Genomic DNA, 19,927 nt, shown 5'->3' on the forward strand with positions numbered 1-19,927 from the left:
GAACTTTCTCGGGCGCGAATTGCGCAACTCATCGATCATAGTGGGTTGCGTCCCGACACCACGCGCGCTGACATTGAACAACTGTGCCGCGAGTCGCGGCAGTACCAGTTCTACTCCCTGTGCGTCAACCCGACGTGGGTGTCGCTGGTGCGCGAGCTTTTCGCCGGCTCAAACATCAAGGTTTGCTGCGTCGTGGGATTCCCGCTCGGCGCGCAGCCGCCGGAGACCAAAGCGATGGAAGCCCGGGCTGCCATCCGCCAGGGCGCCAAGGAAATCGACATGGTCATCAATATCGGCGCGCTCAAGGGTGGCGACGACGAGTTGGTGCTTCGCGACATTCGCGGCGTGGTTGAAGCCTGCCGCGACGGCAGCGCGAAAAGCAAAGTGATACTGGAGACGTCGTTTCTCACCAATGAAGAGAAAACGCGCGCGTGCGAACTTTCCGTTAAGGCCCGTGCCGATTTCGTCAAGACCTCCACCGGTTTCAGTTCGGGCGGCGCGACGGTCGAAGACGTGTCGTTGATGAGCCGCATCGTCCGCGACAAGGGTCTCGGCGTGAAGGCCGCCGGCGGAGTGCGTTCACTCGCCGACGTGCTCAAGCTGATTGCCGCCGGCGCGACACGCATCGGCACATCAAACAGCGTGAAGATTATGAAGGAAGCTTCCGGTGAAACCGTTACCGAAGAAGGCACGGGCTATTGATTGCTTGCTTCAGTCCAACGCAGCGGTAATGTTTCGGTAATCCGGGTTTTGCGAGCATTGGAGCCGTCTTGGCTTCCGTGCGCGCAGACAACGTTGAGCGACCGCACGGGGGGGGCGTGGCTGTGATTTCATGCAACGTTTTCTTAAAGCACCTGTTGTTGCAATCGTCCTGCTGGCTTTGGCCGGTGGAGTCGGCTTCTGGCGGTGGCGCGCGCGAAACGAGCACAAATGGTTGTTCCGCACGGCACTGGTGAATCGCGCCGATATCGTGGCTACCATTAACGCCACGGGAACGATTGAACCTGTGGAGGTCGTGGACATCGGCGCGCAGGTGGCGGGTCTCGTTACTTCTTTCGGCCAGGACAAAAACGGCAAAACAATCGATTACGGGTCGATTGTTGAGGAAGGGGGCATTCTCGCAAAAATCGACGAGTCGGTTTATGCCGCCGATCTTGCTGTGGCCAAGGCGCAATTGGAAGAAGACATAGCCGGCGAAGTGAGTGCGGCCGCCAATGTCGAACAGATGAAGGCCAAGCTCGTCCAGGCCGACGCCGATTGGAAAAGGACGCAGGATCTTGTCCATTCCCAACTGTTGCCGCTTTCAACCTATGATTCAACCAAGGCCAGCTACGAAGTCGCCAAGGCCAGCGTTGCTGTTGCGGAAGCGGCCGTGGCGCAGGCCAGGGCGACCACGTTGCAAGCCAAGGCGCTGCTCAGCAAAGCGCAACGAAATCTGGATTTCTGCACCATCAAGTCACCCGTCAAGGGCGTCATCATTGACCGTCGCGTAAACATCGGGCAAACCGTGGTGTCCAGTCTCAACGCGCCCAGCCTGTTTTTGCTTGCGAGGGATCTGACGAAGATGCAGATCTGGGTTGCGGTAAACGAAGCCGATGTCGGGCGCATCGCTCCGGGCGCTCCCGTGACGTTCGCCTGCGACGCGTTCCCAGGAAAGGAATTCAGCGGGACGGTAGGCAAGGTTCGTCTCAACGCGACCATGACGCAAAACGTCGTGATGTACACAGTCGAGGTCAATACAGAGAATCCCGAGAATGTTCTGCTGCCCTACCTGACCGCCAACGTTCATTTCGTGGTGCAAAAAGAGTCCAATGCACTTTTGGTTCCCAACGCCGCATTGCGATGGTCCCCGTCTTCATTGGTCGAGGTGGCGACGGAGGCGCGCTCATCGAAGCCGGCTGACGCGACGGAGCGAAGCAATCCCAGCGACTCCAAGAAGGGTCAAACCCCAAAAGAGCGGTTTGGCGTCGTCTGGTTGAAGGATGGCAAGGTTGTACGGCCTCTTGATGTGAAGCTTGGCGTTTCGGATGGCGCTGCCACGGCCATCATTTCCGACAACCTGCGAGAGGGACAGGAAATAGTCATCGGAGAGACCACGGAAATCGCGCAGGCGGGCGTCCAGAATCCGTTTCTCCCGCAAATTCGCAGGCGTTGAGGGAACGGGGGGTGAAACTGTTGTGAAGAATGCTTACCGAACCCTTCGAATGGCCCTACGCGCGCTGCGCCGAAACATCATGCGGTCGGTACTGACCTGTTTGGGGATCATTATCGGCATTGCCGCCGTCATCGCCATGATGGAGATCGGGCGGGGTTCTTCCTATTCCATTGAACAGACTATTGCCAGTCTGGGAGCCAATGTCATCCAGGTTGACCCCAACGACGCCGTGATCGGCGGAGTAAGTTCGGGAGGCGGAGGACGAGTGACGCTCACTCCGGCGGACGCGGAAGCGATCCTTCAGGATTGCAGTGCGGTTCGCTGGGTCGCGCCCAGTGTGGATTGCCGGGCGCAAATCGTGTACGGCAATCGCAACTGGTTTCCGAATAACGTTCTAGGTACGACCCCGGATTATCTGGTGATTCGCAAGTGGGACCTTTCTGCAGGCGAGCCGTTCACTTATGACGACGTCCGCAGCGCGGCTGCGGTTTGCATCATCGGGCAAACGATCGTCCGCCAATTGTTCGGCGACGAACCGCCGCTCGGCAAAGTGATCCGCGTCAAGAATGTCGCGATGAAGGTAGTCGGCGTCCTGAGCCGGAAAGGGGCGAATATGATGGGGAGAGATCAGGACGATTTTATCGCGGCTCCCTGGACCACCATCAAATTCCGGCTGACTGGTTCGAGGCAGGCGTCCCAAGCCGCAGCGGGCTCGTCGGCATCCGCGTCGGTCAATACGCTCAGCCAGCTTTATCCGAACCAGCAGGTGCAATTGTTTCCGCAACAGTCCGCGACCCAGGCGGCGGACACGCTGCAGATGACGCGGTTTTCTGATCTTGACGACGTCTGGATATCGGCTACGGCGGCGCAGGACATTCCTGTGGCCATGCGCCAGATCACCAGCCTGCTGCGGGACCGGCATCGAATCCAATCCGGTGCGCCGGATGACTTCCGCATTCGTGATTTGACTGAAATCTCCCAGGCGCTGGCGTCCACCAGCCGGGTCATGACCAATCTGCTGTTGATCGTGGCGTTGATTTCGTTGGTGGTGGGCGGCGTCGGCATCATGAATATCATGCTCGTATCGGTGACCGAGCGAACGCGCGAGATCGGCATCCGCATGGCCGTGGGGGGCAGGGCGCGTGACATCCTGCGGCAATTTCTGGTCGAGGCGGTGGTGCTCTGTGTCGCCGGCGGCATCGCCGGGATTCTGTTGGGTCGCGGGGTGTCGGTCGCCGTGACCGCGTTCCTTCACTGGCCGACCCTGCCTTCATTGCCCGCGATCGTTGCCGCGGTCGTGGTATCGATGACCGTCGGGATCGTATTCGGGTTCTACCCGGCTTGGAAAGCGTCGCGCCTCGATCCGATTGAGGCGCTCCGGTACGAGTAGTCGGCGTGCGCCTACTTTTTGCCGAGTTTCGCGCGCACGTCGTCGAGTTGGCCGGCGGAGCCGAGGGCCTGGTTTTTGTGGGCGATCATCCTGGCATACTCTTCGATGTAGATCTTGCCCGGATCGCGGAGGTCGAATTTGTCGGGATGATCGCGGAAGAATTCGCGATGCACTCGGGTCCACACGAGACGACCGTCGGTGTCGATATTGACCTTGCAGACGCCGAGCTTGGCGGCCGGGAGGAAATCTCCCTCGGGCACGCCGCTGGTTTCTTCCATCTTGCCGCCCGCCTTGTTGATGCGATCCACTTCGTCCTTCGGTACGCTGGAACTGCCGTGCATGACCATCGGGACGCCGGGGAGCAGTTTCTGGATCTTCTCGATGACATCAAAATGCAGGCCGAATTTCTTGCCGGGTTCGGCCTTGAACTTGTACGCGCCATGGCTGGTGCCGATGGCCACCGCCAGGGAATCGCATTTCGTTTGTTCGACAAATATCTTCGCCTCGTCGGGATCGGTCAGGGAGACGTGGCCGACGATGTCCTCCTCGACGCCGCCGAGCATGCCGAGTTCGGCTTCGACCGACAAACCGCGCGCGTGCGCCTTGTCCACGACGCGCTTGGTGATCTCGACGTTCTTGTCGAACGGTTCATGGCTGGCATCGATCATCACCGAGCTGTAGAAGCCGGAGGCGATGCAGTCGTAACAGGTCTGCTCGTCGCCGTGGTCGAGATGGACCGCGAAAATCGCGTCGGGAAAGACCTCCTGCGAGGCACGGATCATTGCCTCAAGATAGCGTTTGTCCGTGTATTTGCGCGCGCCCCGGCTCAGCTGGATGATGAAAGGCGCCTTGCTCTGGACATTGCCCTGGAACAGGCCGACGGTCTGCTCCAAATTGTTGATATTGTAAGCGCCGAGGGCGTACTTGCCGTAGGCGATCTTGAACAGTTGAGCGGTGGTAACAATCATTTCAAATTCTCCTCATGAAACAACGGGGTGCGTCTGGCACGCTCGCCACTTGACAGTAGCGAACACACGTCAGCGCGTCAAACTTGATTTCCGGCGTTACTCGGCGGCTTCGAACAGGTCGAACTGATTGCCATCGGGGTCGTTGACGGTGATGAGCTTGCCGAAGGGCTCGTCCCTGATATCGCCGCTGAATTCCACGCCGCGCTCCTTGAGTGTGGCCACAGTCGCATTGATGTCATCGACCAGCAGGCTCAGGAACGGATTGCGCGCGCCGCCGGCCTGCTCGGACGGCATCAGCCCGAGGTGGACCGCATTGAGATCGACCTCCGCCCAGTTGTCTTCGCGATAGGCGATCTTCAGGCCGAGTTTCTTCTCGAAGAAATCGCAGGAGCGGGCGATGTCGGAGACTTTGAATACGATCGTGGCAATACCTTTAATCATGGGGATTCCTTAGTAGGGTAGGGGGAACTTCGCGGTTATGGCCCGGACTTTTTCCTTTACGTTGGCCTGTACGGTTGCATCGTCGGGTTTTTCCAACACTTCTGTGATGAGCGCGGCGATCTGCTCCATCTCGGTTTCCCTCATCCCACGGGTGGTGACGGCCGGTGTGCCGAGGCGGATGCCGCTGGTGACCAATGGTTTTTCGGGGTCGTAGGGGATGAGGTTCTTGTTGGTGGTGATACCGGCGCGATCGAGTGATTCCTGCGCGATCTTGCCGGTGAGTTTCTTGGGACGCAGATCCACGAGCATCAAATGATTGTCGGTACCGCCGCTGACAATGCGGAAGCCCAACCCTGCCAAAGCCGTCGCGAGCGCCTTTGCGTTCTTCACGATCTGCCGCTGGTAGTCCTTGAAATCCGGTTTCATCGCTTCGAGGAAGCAGACGGCCTTGGCGGCGATGATGTGCATGAGCGGACCGCCCTGGATACCGGGCAGGACCCAGCCATCAATGTCCTTGGCATATTTCGCCTTGCAGAGGATCAAGCCCGCGCGCGGCCCCCGTAAGGTTTTGTGCGTGGTGGTGGTGACGAAATCGGCGAAAGGCACCGGACTGGGATGAATCCCGGCCGCGACCAGGCCCGCGATGTGGGCCATGTCAACAAACAGCAACGCGCCGACGCTATCGGCAATTTCGCGCATCCGTTTGAAATCGATAACGCGCGGATAGGCGCTGGCGCCGGCCGTGATCATTTTCGGGCGACAATCTTGCGCGAGTTTCGCGAGTTGATCGTAGTCGATCATCTCGTTGTCCTGGCGCACACCATAATGGACGACTTTATAGAAGCGGCCCGAGAAGTTGCGGGGTGAACCGTGCGTGAGATGGCCGCCGTGGGCGAGTTCCATTGTGAGAATGGTATCCCCGTGCTGGATCGTGGCGAAATACACGGCCATGTTCGCCTGGGAACCTGAGTGCGGCTGGACATTGGCGTGTTCGGCCCCGAAAAGCTGTTTGGCGCGATCAATGGCGAGTTGCTCGGCGATGTCCACGTATTCGCAGCCGCCGTAATACCGACGGCCCGGGTAGCCTTCCGCGTATTTATTCGTCAACACCGTGCCCGCCGCTTCAAGGATGGCCGGTGAGACAAAGTTTTCGCTGGCGATCAACTCGATGTTCTCCTGCTGCCGCTGTTTCTCACGCTGGACGGCGTTGAAAATCTCCGGGTCGGTCACGGCGAGCGCGGAAGTTTTCTTCGCAGGCGTGGACTTCGTGTTCAGGATGGGCGGATGGTCCATTTCATCGACGCGGCGCGCGTGGCGGCCGCCATCAAAGCTGGTGTGCAACCAGACATCCAGGATGTGCCGGGCCTGCTCGGCATCAAGATCGATCCCCGATAGCACGAGGACATTGGCATCGTTATGCTCGCGGCTGAGGCGGGCCCAGTGTTCGTTGCTGACCATCGCGGCACGCACGCCGGGGAACCGGTTGGCGGCAATGCTCATGCCGATGCCGCTCTTGCAGATCAAAACGCCGCGGTCAAAATTGCCGGCGAGCAGTTCGCGCGCAACGAGAAACGCGTACTCGGGATAATCCACCGGGTCGGTTGTATGGGTGCCGAAATCAGCGAATACATATCCCTGTTGTGCGAGCCAGTCCTTCAACGAGGCTTTGATCTCGACCCCGCCGTGATCACCCGCCAGGGCGATGCGCAACGCGCGAGTTTCATCGTTCGTGGCGGCCGCGATCTCCCGGGTCGCCTGGCCCGTTGTGGATGCCGTCTGGTTGATGAAGACGATCAGGCTTGGTAACGCGTCGCGGATCTGGTCCCGAGTACGGCGATACACCTCGATGGATTGGCCGATCGGGTCAGCAATGTCCTTGTTCTGGTCAGCCCGCAATTCCTCGAATTCACGGACGAGAAACGTCTTCTCCGCCGCCGCGGGATAAAGGGCCAGAATCGCGTCGTAGTGTTGGCGGGTCATCGTCAGGATGAAATCGGCCTGACGAACAAGTTCACTACCGAGCGCCTGGCTGACATGCGACGAAATGTCGATCCCGAATTCCGTCATCACCTCGATGGCCGCCTCCGTCGCACCAACGCCCTCGAGCGCGCCCAGACCGGCCGAGGCGATCTGAACGTCGTTGCGGCCCCGCAGCATGTGCCGGAGCAAGCCCTCCGCCATGGGGCTGCGGCAAACATTGCCTGTGCAAACGAAAAGGATCTTCTTCATTGAATATTTCTGCGTACCGGGCAGGCTGAGTGTACTGCCGTGACCGGCCTCATTGCCAGGTCTGCAGCACGCGGATGCCCTTTAAAATGTCAACGGCGCGCTGCAATACCACGTCACGCACGTTTTGGATCTCGTCTTCGTCTTCATGTTCCTTGTCGGGCGACAGCAGGTCCGCATCGACCGCCTGGCCGTGGAATACTTTCACCAACTGCGCCTCCGTCAAACCTTTCTTTTTCACGCGAGGCTGCAGGCTCGCAGTCAGGGTTTCATTGGTTTGCACGTTCAGCACGATGTCGCGTTCCATTTTTGTGTCGATCTTCACGGCAACATCCGGCGTGAGGCCGTCGGGGAACAATTCGATTATTTGTGTCGCATCCTGCGGCTGCGGCAGCACGATTTTCGCCGTGGCGATGCGCAAGGTGCGCCCATCGCTCAACTTCGCCTCCTGCCACGCGGCCGCCGAGCCGGCGGTCTTGGAACCAATAACAATTCCGCGATCCGCGGTGCGCAATGCACCGGCCAAAACCTCGGCACTGCCGCGTGTTTCGGCATTTACCAGCAGCATCAGTGGAGCCGAAGTCAGGTCCGGACCCGCAGTCGATACCGGTTTCGTGTCCGCGTTGGCCCGGAAAACTTGCGCGCCCTTCTCCGAACTCTTCAGTGTAAACAACTCCTGTCCGTCGTTCAGGAATCGACTGGCGATCGCGGCGGCGGCGGTGAAGTTGGTGCCGTCGGCATAGCGGAGGTCGAGCACAAAGCCGGTGACTTTCGCGTCGGCAAATTTCTTCAGTTCCGCATCCAGCGCGGCGGGACTTCCGCCGACCACGTCTGCCAAACGGATATACCCGATATCGGTGCCGATGACTTCCGCGCGCGCGAGAGGCAGGGTTGGCTTCACCCCCATGGCGCCCGTCGCCGCATTTGTCGAGGATGATTCCGGTTCCACGATGACCGCGCCGCGGCCAACGGCCTCGAGGATGCCGGTGACCGTCGCTTCGTTCAGCACCTTCTCATTGAGCTTGTCGCGGTCGACGTAATTTGATTTGAGAACACTGATCACCTCCGCCGTTGGTTGCAAAGAGGTGGTGGTGTTGGCGGCACGGCACCGTGAGGTGGCACCGGCCCCAAACAACAACAGGCCCGCGGTAATTGTAACGACAATTGTCTTCATCATACCTCGCAACATCAAGCTGTGCTCCGACGGCACATACCGTCAGTGTTATGTTCGTATCGCACGGGCGGCAATATCGCGGCGAAACTGCACGCCGTCAAAGTGAATTCGCTCAACCGCTTCATAGGCGCGGTTCGCCGCCCTCTCAATGCTCCCGCCGAGCGCGGTGACGCCGAGCACCCGTCCGCCATCCGTGACGATCCGGCTGCTGGCGTTTCGCCGTGTGCCCCCGTGAAACACATGAACCTTATCCAACTCGGCGGCATCTTTCAACCCCGCAATCGGCTTGTCGCGCTCGTATGGTCCGGGATAGCCGCCTGCGGCCAGTACCACGCAGACTGCCGCGTCCTCCTTCCACTCCAGCGGGAGGCGGTCGAGCCTGCCGTCGATCGTAGCTTCGGCGGCGTCCAGCAGGTCGAAATCCATTCGCGGCAGCACGACCTGGGCTTCCGGATCACCAAAACGGCAGTTGAATTCGAGCACTTGTGGCCCGCGCTCGGTGATCATCAATCCCGCGTAGAGCACGCCGTGGTACTCAATGCCTTCGGCCTGCAACCCCGCCAACGTTTGCCCAAAAATCACGGCAACTTGCTCGTGGAGTTGGTTGTCCAGCAACGGTGTGGGTGAATACGCCCCCATGCCGCCGGTGTTCAGGCCGCGGTCTCCATCCAGCGCGCGCTTGTGGTCCTGGGCGGACGCCAACATTTGGAACGATCGGCCGTCGACAAGCGTCATGACGGAAAGTTCTTCACCATGCAGGCACTCCTCGAGGATGATTTGTGCGCCCGCCTCGCCGAAAGTTTTCCGCTCCATGATTTCGGTGATGGCTTGCTCCGCTTCGGCGACGGTTTGCGCGACGATCACGCCTTTGCCGGCGGCCAGGCCGTCGGCCTTCACGACCAGCGGGGCCCCGACCTTGCGCAAGTGAGCGCGGGCGTCGTCGGCATTATCGAAAATGGCAGCAGCGGCGGTGGGTATGTTGTACTTGAGAAGGATCTCCTTGCTGAAAACCTTGCTGCCCTCCAGTTGGGCAGCGCGCTTGTTCGGGCCGAATACTCGCAGGCCACGGCTGTGGAACACGTCAACAATACCGGCGCAGAGCGGCCCCTCGGACCCGACAACGGTCAGGTCGATTTTCTGCGTGGAAGCGAATTCCGCAAGCTTGTCAATTTCCATTGCTGGAATGGGTACGCAGTCGGCCAATTCGGCAATGCCCGCATTTCCGGGCGCGCAGAAGAGCCTGGTGACACGCGGGCTTTGGGCGATTTTCCACGCGAGTGCGTGTTCACGTCCGCCGCTTCCAATAATCAGGATTCTCATTACGAGGTTGGGAGGCACTGTAGGTGAAACTTTCCGAGGCGGTCAATCTTTGAAACCGCGCCCAGCGCCCACGTGGGCGTCGAGCAGGCCGGCCACCTTGTTTTGGACAAATCTGTAATGTTTTTGACATTGTTTTGTAACCAAAAAAGTGGTATGATTTGTGCAAGTAAAAGTTGAATGCCTCTCGTCGAGTTTGGTCGCCAAAAACATCGCGGTGAGAGTTTCTCCAGCGGAAAGGGTAAACTGAAGAACAGGTGGCTTTTTGTCGTTTTGGGTGGGCTGGTGATTTCGACGGGAATCGCTCGGGCGTCCACGATCATTACCAATACACGTGCCCAGGTCGCGCAGATGGCTGGCTGGTGGGAGGTTGATAGCGTACAGATTTCCTCATTGGCCAACGCGCAGTACCCCCAGTTTACAAACACATGGGAGTATATGTCCCCCAGCGGCTCGACGTCGTCAGACGGCGATGAGCACATCAACATGGCGGTGGACTCCTCCAATACTGGCGCGACGGGCGGGAACCAGGGTGAGTCACCGATCGTCCCTGAAATCATCAATGCCTCGGGAAGTCTTCTGCCATCCGGCAACACTCACGCCAAGGCGCGCGGGATTTTTCGTTTCTACACCGAGCACGCCAGTGAGCGAAAATACGAGATCCACCCCATGACGGAACGGGACGTATGGAATGCCAGTTCCAACGCCTTTATCCTGGCCAACGATTACCACAACACCATCGCCTTTGATGCGAACGGCACCACACACTCCGCCAGCACCCTGCAGCAGATGTTTACGCAAAACGTGACCGCCCAGGTCATGGCCGACAATACGAACGTCATATTCACGTTCACGAGCCCGAATACGAATTACGGTCAATTTGGTGGCCTGGCCCAGTCCGGCCTGTTGAATGACTCGATCAGTCCGTACTTTTGGTTTACGCCCACCAATCCGGCCGTCGCCACGACGGTGCGCTGCCGGCTGATAACCAACACGGCGGCGGCTTTCAACGCGACCGGGCTGACCTCGAACCAGGCGGTCACCGTTAATATACTCACGCGCTGGGATATGCTGGGTATCTCCAATAAGATCGCATCATTGACCGCGAACCAAAGTTCGACTTTTCCGACCCCGATCGAGTTCATCACGTTGAGCGTGAGCAGCACCGGCGTTGTGTCGTCACTACCGATTATCAGCAACGTGCAGGCCACTGGCCTTACGCTCTCCAATGCCACCATCCAGTGGACTACCGATGTGTCGTCTGACAGCCAGGTGCTTTATGGCACTTCGCCATCCTCCGTGACCAACCCGGCCAGTGGCGCCGCCGGTACTACCAACCACGTCGTCAACCTCACCGGTCTGCAGCCCGGCACACTTTACTATTTCTCCGTTTCCTCCACGTCGACGGGCGGCACGACAGTCGACGATAACCAGGGCGCGTTCTATACCTTCAACACCCTTTCACCGCTCACGCCCCAGAGCGTCCAGACGGTGTTCATCATTTTAGAGGAAAACCAGAACTGGGCATCGATCAGTGGCAATGCGGCGGCGCCTTACATCAACAACGGTCTGCTGCCGAAGTCCTCGTATACTCTGCAATACTACAACCCCCCCGGTATCCATCCCAGCCTGCCGAACTACTTGTGGCTGGAGGCGGGCACGAATTTCGGCATTCTCGCGGATGGCGATCCCTCGAGCTTTCACCAGAGCACAACCAATCATCTGGTAACACTGCTCAAGAATGCCGGTGTCTCCTGGACGTCTTATCAGGAAGACATCAGCGGCACTACCTGCCCGCTAACGTCCGTTAACCAGTACGCGCCGAAACACAACCCCATGGTGTATTTCGATGATGTCACCAACACGAATAACACCGGTTCGGCCTACTGCATTGCCAATGTTCGGCCTTACACAGAACTGGCGACCGATCTTCAAAGCAACATCGTCACCCGCTACAACTTTATCACCCCGAATCTCTGCGATGACATGCACGGCAATACTGGATGCCTGACCGGCAATGCACTGATAACGGCCGGTGACACCTGGCTGTCGAACACGGTGGCCGCGATCGTGAGTTCCCAGGCCTACAGCAATAACGGCGTTATCTTCGTCACGTGGGACGAAGGGGAGGGTGGCGACGGTCCGATTGGCATGATTGTACTTTCTTCCCTGGCCAAGGGAGGCGGTTATTCCAACACCAACCATTACACGCACAGCTCGACGCTGCTGACGATGCAGGAGATCTTCAACGTCGGACCGTTGCTGGGCGATGCCGTCAATGCCATCGACCTGAGCGACCTCTTCGTTTTCGGGGCGAAACTCGCGGTCAGTCCGGCATCCGGATTGACTTCAAGCGGCACGGTCGGCGGTCCCTTCAGTCCCACCAGCCAGATCTACACTTTGAGCAATACCGGCGGCGTGGCCATGGCCTGGACCGTTAGCAACACCGCCAACTGGCTGACCCTTTCCGCGACCAGTGGCTCCTTGGCCGCCGGCGGCAGCACCAACATCACCGTCTCGATCAATGCGAACGCCAACAGTTTGGTCGGCGGCGTCTATTCGGATACGGTCTCATTTAACACATCCAATGGCTCTGGTAACACGACCCGCCCCGTCAGCCTGACGGTCAACAATGTGTCTTCGCAACTTTCCGTCAGCCCTGCCTCGGGATTCAGTTCCGCGGGCGCGCCGGGCGGCCCGTTCAGCCCCGCGAGCCAGGTTTATACCGTGAGCAACATCGGCGGCGCGACCATGAATTGGACGGCGAATAACTCCGCCAACTGGCTGACCCTTTCCGCAACCAGCGGCACTCTCGCGCCAAGCGCCAGCACGAATATCACCGCCACGATTAATGCCAATGCCAACAGCCTGACGGCCGGCAATTATACGGACGCGATCGGGTTCACCAACACCACCAGCGGCGCGGGTAACACGACGCGCGCGGTCAGTCTCAACGTTAGCAGCTTCGGGTTTTACGATGACTTCAGCACGTTCAGCTCGGGCAACCTCGTTGGCCAGCATAGCTGGACACAGGTCGGAACCATATCGAGTTCAGCCTTGCAGGTAAATAATGGCAAAGTAATCTTTGCCGGCGGGCTGACCGCCAGCGGCCAGACGGGTTACAAGAACTTCACGCTCACCAACGAAACCGTGTACTACGGGCTGACCTTGACCGTTAGCAACGCGGTGAACAGCGGCAGCGTGTCATACTTTGCGGCCCTTTATACCAGCAACAATGCCACCGGGTTCGCCAATTACCGGCTCTCGGCCAAGGATACGGGAACCGGCACATATCTGCTAGGCGCGCGTGTCACCGGCCAATCCGGCAATCCGTACACGTTTGGCACCACGCCGCTCAGCTATGGGACACAATACCGCGTGATCGTCCAGGCTTCAGCCGCCGGCACGAACGTGATCGTCTACGTGAATCCAAGCAGCAGCAATCAGGGTGCGCAGACACAATACGCGAACAATCCCGTGGGAAGCGGTACACCGCCAACCTCGGTTGGCTGCTTCGTGATTTCACAGTTTGGCACCGCCACCATTCCAAGCGACGGGGGTTCGGTCGGCAAGGCCGTCGTCGCCGACAGTTTTGCGACCGTGTACAACGATCTTCTCGGCGCACTGCCGCCGGTGGCCAGTTTCAGCGGGAGCCCGACCAGTGGGACGGAGCCGTTGTTGGTGACCTTCAGCGACACATCGACAGGGACGATCACAAACCGGTTCTGGAATTTCGGCGATGCGAGCACGACAAATACTACAACCAATAGTGTGGCACACACCTATGCCGCCGGTTCGTACACGGTGATGCTCGTAGCCAGTGGCCCCGGGGGGGGCAGTACCAATACGCAGGTGAATTATATCAATGTACTTACAGCGTTCCAGTCCTGGCAGGTCCAGTATTTCGGGAGCACCAACAACGCGAATGCCGCGCCCGGCGTGGATGCCGATGGCACAGGGCAGAACAACCTCTTCAAGTATGTGGCGGGTCTGGATCCAACGAACCCGGCCTCGGTGTTCCAGTTGCAGGTGGTCGCGGTTACCAATCAGGCGTCACAGGAGAACCTGCTTTTCAATCCGTTCGCTACGGGTCGCACGTACAAACCACAGTTCAGCACGGATTTAGTGGGGAACGCCTGGTTGCCTCTGCCGGGTTACCTTGGGCCGATTACCAACGGCAATCAGATTTCGGTCACCGATACGAACGCGGTCGATCCGGCGCGGTTTTACCGGATCGACATCTCGCTGCCTTAACGCGGAGCGTTCTCAAATACGGCCGCGGCCATCGCCAGCGCCTTCTCATAGACGGTGTGGCGCGTGACGAAATCGAGTTCCTGTGACAGAAGCGAAGTGTCGTCCGCCGGCCAGAAGGCGCGTTTGCGCGGCAGACCACAGGCGTTCGGCATATCAATTGTCGCGCTGGCCGTACTCTCCCCGAAGTTCTTGCGAATCGAAAACGTGGCTTCGTCCGTCTTGATGGCAATCGAGAGGATCCCCACCGAGGTCGCGTCACGGTCTTCGCGCGCGGAGAGACGAATCTTTTTCCGGGCCTCGGCCACGGGCCAGTTCAACTGCGCGGCGATCCAGGAACCGTAGAGAAGCGCCCGCAGACCCGCGCCGGGACCGCGACCATGGACGATGTCCACGGCGTGAATTTGCGCCAGTTCCGTTCGACAACCCGACTCGTCGAAGAAATCTGCCGCGAGCCGACGCCACAAGCCCAGTCGGGTCCAGCTCAGATCGACAAAATTGCAGCGGGGATGCTCCGTAATGCACCGGGCCAGGGAGCCCAAATGTGATTGTGGGTCTGTCCAGGTCGATGTGTCGCAAATCACCCGGTCGGCCACGGCCACGAGGCGACGGAACAGATCAACTCTCTTCAGGAAATTGCCCTGCCACCAGATAACGGTTGGCAGGTCGGATTCCAGTAGCGGCAACACTGCGGCGCCAAGATGCGCGACACCCGGGCCGCTGGCGTGGATCGCAATCTGCTCGCAGCAGACCTGCTTCCGCCCGGTGCCGGCGAGGTGACAATGCGCGGAGATTGAGGCCGACAGTTCCGCCGAGGCGACGTCCGGACGCGCCACCAGCACGATCGCCCGGCACGGATGAAGGCTTGTGAGCGTGCTAATCACGTCATTGGCGTGCGCCGACTCCGCGTCGGTTTCGCAAAACACGATGAAGTTGAAGAGGCAGGCGCGGGTGATCTGGCGCTGTGACGGGTCCTTCTCGGATTCCGCCGCAAGCTGCCAAAGTTCGTGGAGCTGGCGCTCGATCTGCGCCACGTCCACGGCGGTCTCAACGCCGGCGGTGAAGGTTTCCAGTTGAGCGCTATTGGGCACGGCTTATGGGCGTCTCCATTCCCGGCCGTCACGTTCGATAAACGCGTCCGCCTCGGGTGGTCCCCAGGTCCCGGATTCGTAAGGGAAAGGCGCGGGACCAGCGTCCCAGCCTTCGATGATCGCGTCGGCAATCTGCCACGAGCGCTCGACTTCATCGCGGCGGGTGAACAAGGTCGAGTCGCCGAGGATCGCGTCGTGGAGCAGTCGCTCATAGGCCTCCGGCGAGCGGGCGCCGAAGCTGCCTCCGTAACGGAAATCCATCTTCACGGGCTGCAAATTCAGTTCATTGCCCGGCACCTTTGCGTTCATGCGGATGGCGATACCTTCATCGGGCTGGATGCGGAGCACCAGCGCATTGGGCTGCAGCGGCGCCGGAGATTCCGCGGCGAAGAGGACAGCGGGCGGCGCTTTGAACTGGATGGCAATTTCGGCGACGCCCTTGGGTAGGCGTTTGCCGTGACGGAGGTAAAAGGGCACGCAAGCCCAGCGCCAGTTTTCGATGAATAACTTCAGGGCGACGAAGGTTTCCGTCCGTGAGGCGGGCGCAACGTTCTTTTCCTCACGATAAGCGGGGACCGTCTGGCCCGCCATCGAGCCGCGCGCGTACTGGCCGCGCAACGTGAACTGCTGCACCTGTTCCGGGGTCATCGGGCGGATCGCGCGCAGGACCTTGACCTTCTCGTCATGGATGTCCGCGCCGTCCAGCGTCGTGGGAGGTTCCATCGCCACGAGCGAGAGCAACTGCATCATGTGGTTTTGCACCATGTCTCGGAGCGCGCCGGAACTGTCGTAGTAGCCACCGCGACCTTCCACACCCAGTGACTCGGCAACGGTGATCTGGATGTGATCCACGTATTTCTGGTTCCAGAGGGGCTCGAAGATCTCGTTGGCGAAGCGGAGGGCAACGATGTTTTGGACGGTTTCCTTGCCGAGATAATGGTCGATGCGGAAGATCTGCCGCTCGTCGAACGCGCCGGCCAGCGAATGGTTCAACTCTTCCGCCGTGGACAGACTGCGGCCAAAGGGCTTCTCGACGATGATGCGCCGGGACGCAGTGGGAGCCTGCTTCGAGTGGACGAGGCCATTCGCCCCCAGTTGTTCGATGATGCCGATGAATTCCGTGGGCGCGGTGGCGAGATAGAAGAGACGATTGCCCGCGGTGCCGCGTTCGGCGTCCAGCTTTTGCAGGAAGGCATTGAGTTCCTGGTAACCCTTCGTGTCCGCGAACTCCGATTGATGGTAGAAGATCCCCTGCGCCAGCGATTCCCAGACAGCCGGGTTGATCGGCTGAAACCGTGAGAACCGGGCGACCCCCTCGCGCAACTCCGCGCGGAACTGGTCGTGTGTCTTCGGACGGCGCGCAAACCCGACGATGGCGAAAGACTGCGGGAGCTGGCCCTCGTGCGCGAGATTGTAGAGCGCCGGGACGAGTTTGCGATGGGTGAGGTCACCGGTGGCTCCGAAGATAACGAGCACGCACGGTTCCGCCGCCCGCCGCGCGCTAAGACCTTCCTGGAGTGGATTCGTCGAGGGTGCGCTCTGCATAATCTGGTTACCTGCGACGAAACTACCACACGTTCGATGCCCAACGGAAGCGGACAATTTCGAAGCAAGGGCCTGGCGGGTAAGGCTTCGGCATTCTCCAAGCCGCCAAGGTGGGCAAATCGAAGGACCGGATACCTGCATATCGTAAACCGATAATTTTATTGGACACAGCGTTTCGGAGTGGATATGATCCGTTTGGTTCTTTGATATGGGAAAGAAGGCGTCGAGCAGACTGGCAACGCTGGAGACGGCGAGGCGGAATGCCCACACGACAGGCATCGGGCCCTACAATTCGGCGGGGAGTGCGCGGTCGGGAGACCGTCGCATAACGGGGAGGAGGGGGCGTAAAAACACGTGTTTCTGCGAAACGAACCGGATTTATTTCTTTCTGAAAATTGTATTTATGTAATTGGTTTACAATGGGTTGTGCAATGGAAAGTTGAGCGGACAAATCCGGTTCGTTTGGAACGGAAGCGCACTACCGGACGCGAGTGTGAAGCGATTGTCGCCAGATCATTCTGCAGAATTAATATTGACTTGGAGTTGTCTGTTGCAAATTTGGCTCGCAATCGACCGGGCCAGGAGCAGAATAGGGAATGTGACACCGCCGAGCGGTTCCATAGTTCGCCTTAAGGACATTGCACGGAAGCTCAACATCTCGGTGTCGACCGTTTCCCGGGCTTTGGGGAAGGACACCTGCGAGATGGTCGAACCGGAGTTGCGGAAGAAGATTCTCGAACTGGCCGAGCAGGCCAACTATGTCCCGCACCCGGCCGCGCAGTTGATGCGCAAGCCGCGGGTCCACCTCATCACCGTCTTGTTGCCATTGGAGACGGGCGCGTTCATGAGCGAGTACTATGGGGTGGTATTGTCCGGTGTCATTTCCGCGGCGCGCGATTGCGGGACGGAGACGCGGGTGGCGTTGATTGATCCCGACGGAGGCGACATCCTGGAGCAGATGCAGCGGGTGGCGATTGGCGCGGGCGGATTGTTGTACATGGCGCTGCCACTGACCCCGCGGCAACTGGTGAAGCTCGAGGACTTTGCCCGGCCCATAGTGGTGATGGGCGGAAGCCTGCCGCCTCAGGTAGAGCTTTCAAGCGTTCGTGTCAATACGGTTGCGGTGGACAATTTTGCGGCGACGTGTGAACTGACGGCGCGTTTACTGAAACTCGGCCACCGCCAAATTGCGTTGATCGGCGGCCCAACGACGGTGCGCGATGCGTGGGAACGCGAACGGGGTTTCCTCGAGGCGATGAAGAAGGGCCTGGCGCTTGTCGATCCACAAGCGATTATCCACGCGGAATTCACCGTGGAAGCGGGGGTGCAAGGCTGGCAACAGGTTGCGAAATGCACGCCGCGCCCGACCGCAGTAGTCTGCGGGAACGACGAGATTGCTGTTGGCGTGCTGCAAGCCCTCACGAAGGAGAAGGTCAAGTGCCCCGGGGAAGTTTCCGTGGTGGGCTTCGATGATTCGCGCTGGGCGACGCGCGTCACACCGCCGCTCACCACCGTGCGCCAACCGATGGCGCAACTGGGCCGTACCGCTGCGGAATTACTGGTGAATCGATTGCAGAACGCAGGTGAGGCGAAGGTCGAACATCGCCTGTTTCCAGTAGAGATTATCGACCGCCAGTCCGTGGCCGCACCGGCCCGTTCGTAGCCGCAAGCTTTTGGTAGTTGGTGCGCCGTGTAGGAATCGAACCTACAACCTAGTGATTAAGAGTCACTTGCTCTGCCAATTGAGCTAACGGCGCATTGTTTCGTGGGCGCGGTAAATTACCAAAGCCGCCTGCCAAAGGCAAGCAGGGACAGCACGCCTGCAACTACTGCAGCAACCGGACGCGGTAGAAGCGTTTGGGTTGGGTAGCGCCGCCGAAGGCGGTTAGTGGGACAGTGCTTCCGGTGCCGGAGATGTTATTCGTGACCGTTGTCCAAATGCCGGTGACGAGGTCACCGGTGTTCTCCAAGCGGTACTTGTGGCCGCTGACACTGCTGAAACTGATTACGAAATTCGAGCCGGCCGAGACAATCGATTGGATGCGCAAGGCATCGAACGAATTGGTTGGGCTTGTGCCCGCCGTGTATTCCTGGAGATTGCTGAAGCCGTCGCCGTCCGGATCGCACGTCGCGCACGAAGCGTTATTGGTCGTGGTCGGGGATCCGAAGTATTGTTGCCGCCACCAATCCGCGATGCCGTCGCCAACGCTGTCATATCCCACAATCCGATAAATCGCGCCACCCGTTGCGTATCGCGAGACATAGAGTTCGCCGGCATCATCCTGGCCGAAGGTGGTGATGGTGAAGACCGTGCCGGTCAACAGCGTGCTGGTCCATCCCCCGACGCCATTGGTGGCCGCACCGTAGATTTGTCCGCCGCATTCGTCGGCGTACAGATACGTTCCGACCAACGGGGCGATTTTCGCGCCTCGATAGCGATAGCCGCCCATGATCGCGCAGCGATTACTGCTGTGATCGTAATCGAAGATGGGCAGGACCGTGGGGACATTGCTGAAGGTAACGCTGCAAGTGTTGGTGAGAAACCCTTCATAAAGCCGCCAGCCGTAGTTCTGGCCGCCTGCGCTGCCGGCAGGCTGAAGGTCAACCTCTTCGCGGGGATTGATCGGGCCTTGCCCGACATCACCGATCCACAGGTCGCCGGTCGTGCGATCGAAACTGAACCGCCACGGATTGCGCAGGCCGTAGGCCCAGATTTCCGGCAGCGCTCCATTGGTGCCCACGAACGGATTACTCGGCGGGATGGTGTAGTTCGTCGCAAAGTTGCTGACGTCGAGGCGCAGCATTTTCCCGAGCAGGACGCCCAGAGTTTGCGCGTTATTCGGCGGATCACAGCCAGAACCGCCGTCGCCCGTGCCGATGTAGAGGTAGCCATCCGGGCCGAACTGCATCTGCCCGCCGTTGTGATTGGCATTGGTCGGATGCAAAATACGCAACACCTTGACCATGGTGTTGGTGTTGACGGTATTGGCGTTGGGGGGCGACGCGGTGAAACGCGCGACCAGATTGTTGCTATCCGGCTGCGTAAAATACACGAAGAATTGGCCATTCGTCGCGAAGCCGGGGTGGAACGCGACACTCAAGAGACCTTCCTCGCCCGAGAACAATGTTTGCGAACTGATGTCCAGGAAGGGCGTCGCGAGAAGATTCGTCCCGTCGAAGATTTTGATACGGCCGTTTTGCTCGACAATGAACAGTCGCCCGGACCCATCGCCGGCGTGCGTGATATACACAGGGTTCGTTACATTCCCCGTAACCAACTGGAGGTCGACGAGTGGCGCCGCCGTCGCACGCAGCGTGGCGAGAAGAAAAACAATCGTTATGCCCTTGCCTCTGCAACCCATACTGAAG

The 19,927-nt window shown here is 59.4% G+C and carries 13 protein-coding genes and 1 tRNA gene; 5 read left to right on the top strand and 9 right to left on the bottom strand.

All coding sequences use genetic code 11. The features are described from left to right. Positions 1–18 precede the first annotated feature (18 nt). The 3 genes from deoC (at position 19) to VNL17_08010 (ending at position 3,545) form a co-directional block, all read left to right on the top strand. Positions 19–702, top strand: a complete 684-nt coding sequence (gene deoC, locus VNL17_08000; GenBank protein ID HXI84016.1) for a deoxyribose-phosphate aldolase — start codon at positions 19–21, stop codon at positions 700–702. Between the two features lie 130 nt (positions 703–832). Continuing rightward, positions 833–2,155 (top strand): efflux RND transporter periplasmic adaptor subunit, encoded by a 1,323-nt coding sequence (locus tag VNL17_08005; protein HXI84017.1) that lies wholly within the window; start codon positions 833–835, stop codon positions 2,153–2,155. Positions 2,156–2,177: 22 nt separating this feature from the next. Continuing rightward, a complete protein-coding gene (locus VNL17_08010; GenBank protein ID HXI84018.1) occupies positions 2,178–3,545 on the top strand; it encodes an ABC transporter permease in 1,368 nt (455 codons plus the stop codon). Positions 3,546–3,556: 11 nt separating this feature from the next. Here the strand turns inward: VNL17_08010 and VNL17_08015 are convergent, their stop codons facing one another. The 5 genes from VNL17_08015 to purD form a co-directional block, all read right to left on the bottom strand. Beyond that, positions 3,557–4,513 (bottom strand): ketose-bisphosphate aldolase, encoded by a 957-nt coding sequence (locus VNL17_08015; GenBank protein HXI84019.1) that lies wholly within the window; start codon positions 4,511–4,513, stop codon positions 3,557–3,559. A 96-nt stretch (positions 4,514–4,609) separates the two neighbouring features. Next, entirely contained in the window at positions 4,610–4,954 is a 345-nt protein-coding gene (locus VNL17_08020; protein HXI84020.1) for a VOC family protein, read from the bottom strand. A gap of 9 nt (positions 4,955–4,963) precedes the next feature. Next, positions 4,964–7,183, bottom strand: a complete 2,220-nt coding sequence (rpiB, locus tag VNL17_08025) for a ribose 5-phosphate isomerase B (GenBank protein ID HXI84021.1) — start codon at positions 7,181–7,183, stop codon at positions 4,964–4,966. Positions 7,184–7,232: 49 nt separating this feature from the next. Next, positions 7,233–8,357, bottom strand: coding sequence for a S41 family peptidase (locus tag VNL17_08030; GenBank protein HXI84022.1), 1,125 nt, complete (start codon positions 8,355–8,357; stop codon positions 7,233–7,235). Between the two features lie 45 nt (positions 8,358–8,402). Beyond that, positions 8,403–9,674, bottom strand: a complete 1,272-nt coding sequence (gene purD, locus VNL17_08035) for a phosphoribosylamine--glycine ligase (GenBank protein HXI84023.1) — start codon at positions 9,672–9,674, stop codon at positions 8,403–8,405. A 177-nt stretch (positions 9,675–9,851) separates the two neighbouring features. Here purD and VNL17_08040 point away from each other — a divergent pair, with 177 nt between their 5' ends. Then, positions 9,852–13,925: an alkaline phosphatase family protein gene (locus VNL17_08040; GenBank protein HXI84024.1), complete on the top strand. Its 4,074-nt coding sequence runs from the start codon at positions 9,852–9,854 to the stop codon at positions 13,923–13,925. On the opposite strand, the gene VNL17_08045 is transcribed toward VNL17_08040, so the two are convergent. After that, positions 13,922–15,013, bottom strand: a complete 1,092-nt coding sequence (locus VNL17_08045; protein ID HXI84025.1) for a glucose-6-phosphate dehydrogenase assembly protein OpcA — start codon at positions 15,011–15,013, stop codon at positions 13,922–13,924. The two genes, VNL17_08040 and VNL17_08045, sit on opposite strands and share 4 nt — an antisense overlap. A gap of 3 nt (positions 15,014–15,016) precedes the next feature. Beyond that, on the bottom strand, positions 15,017–16,558 hold the full coding sequence (gene zwf, locus VNL17_08050; GenBank protein HXI84026.1) for a glucose-6-phosphate dehydrogenase: 1,542 nt from the start codon (positions 16,556–16,558) through the stop codon (positions 15,017–15,019). Positions 16,559–17,156: 598 nt separating this feature from the next. Between zwf and VNL17_08055 the strand changes: the two genes are divergently transcribed. Next, positions 17,157–18,221 carry a LacI family DNA-binding transcriptional regulator gene (locus tag VNL17_08055; protein ID HXI84027.1) on the top strand — a complete coding sequence of 355 codons (1,065 nt, stop codon included), beginning with the start codon at positions 17,157–17,159 and terminating at the stop codon, positions 18,219–18,221. Positions 18,222–18,239: 18 nt separating this feature from the next. Here VNL17_08055 and VNL17_08060 read toward each other — a convergent pair. Next, positions 18,240–18,315, bottom strand: a tRNA-Lys gene (locus VNL17_08060). 69 nt (positions 18,316–18,384) lie between these two features. After that, the gene (locus VNL17_08065; protein HXI84028.1) at positions 18,385–19,920 is read right to left on the bottom strand and encodes a PQQ-dependent sugar dehydrogenase; all 1,536 of its coding nucleotides are present in this window, start codon (positions 19,918–19,920) and stop codon (positions 18,385–18,387) included. Positions 19,921–19,927 lie beyond the last annotated feature (7 nt).

The sequence above is a fragment of the Verrucomicrobiia bacterium genome (assembly GCA_035577545.1).
Lineage (GTDB): Bacteria > Verrucomicrobiota > Verrucomicrobiia > Palsa-1439 > Palsa-1439 > Palsa-1439.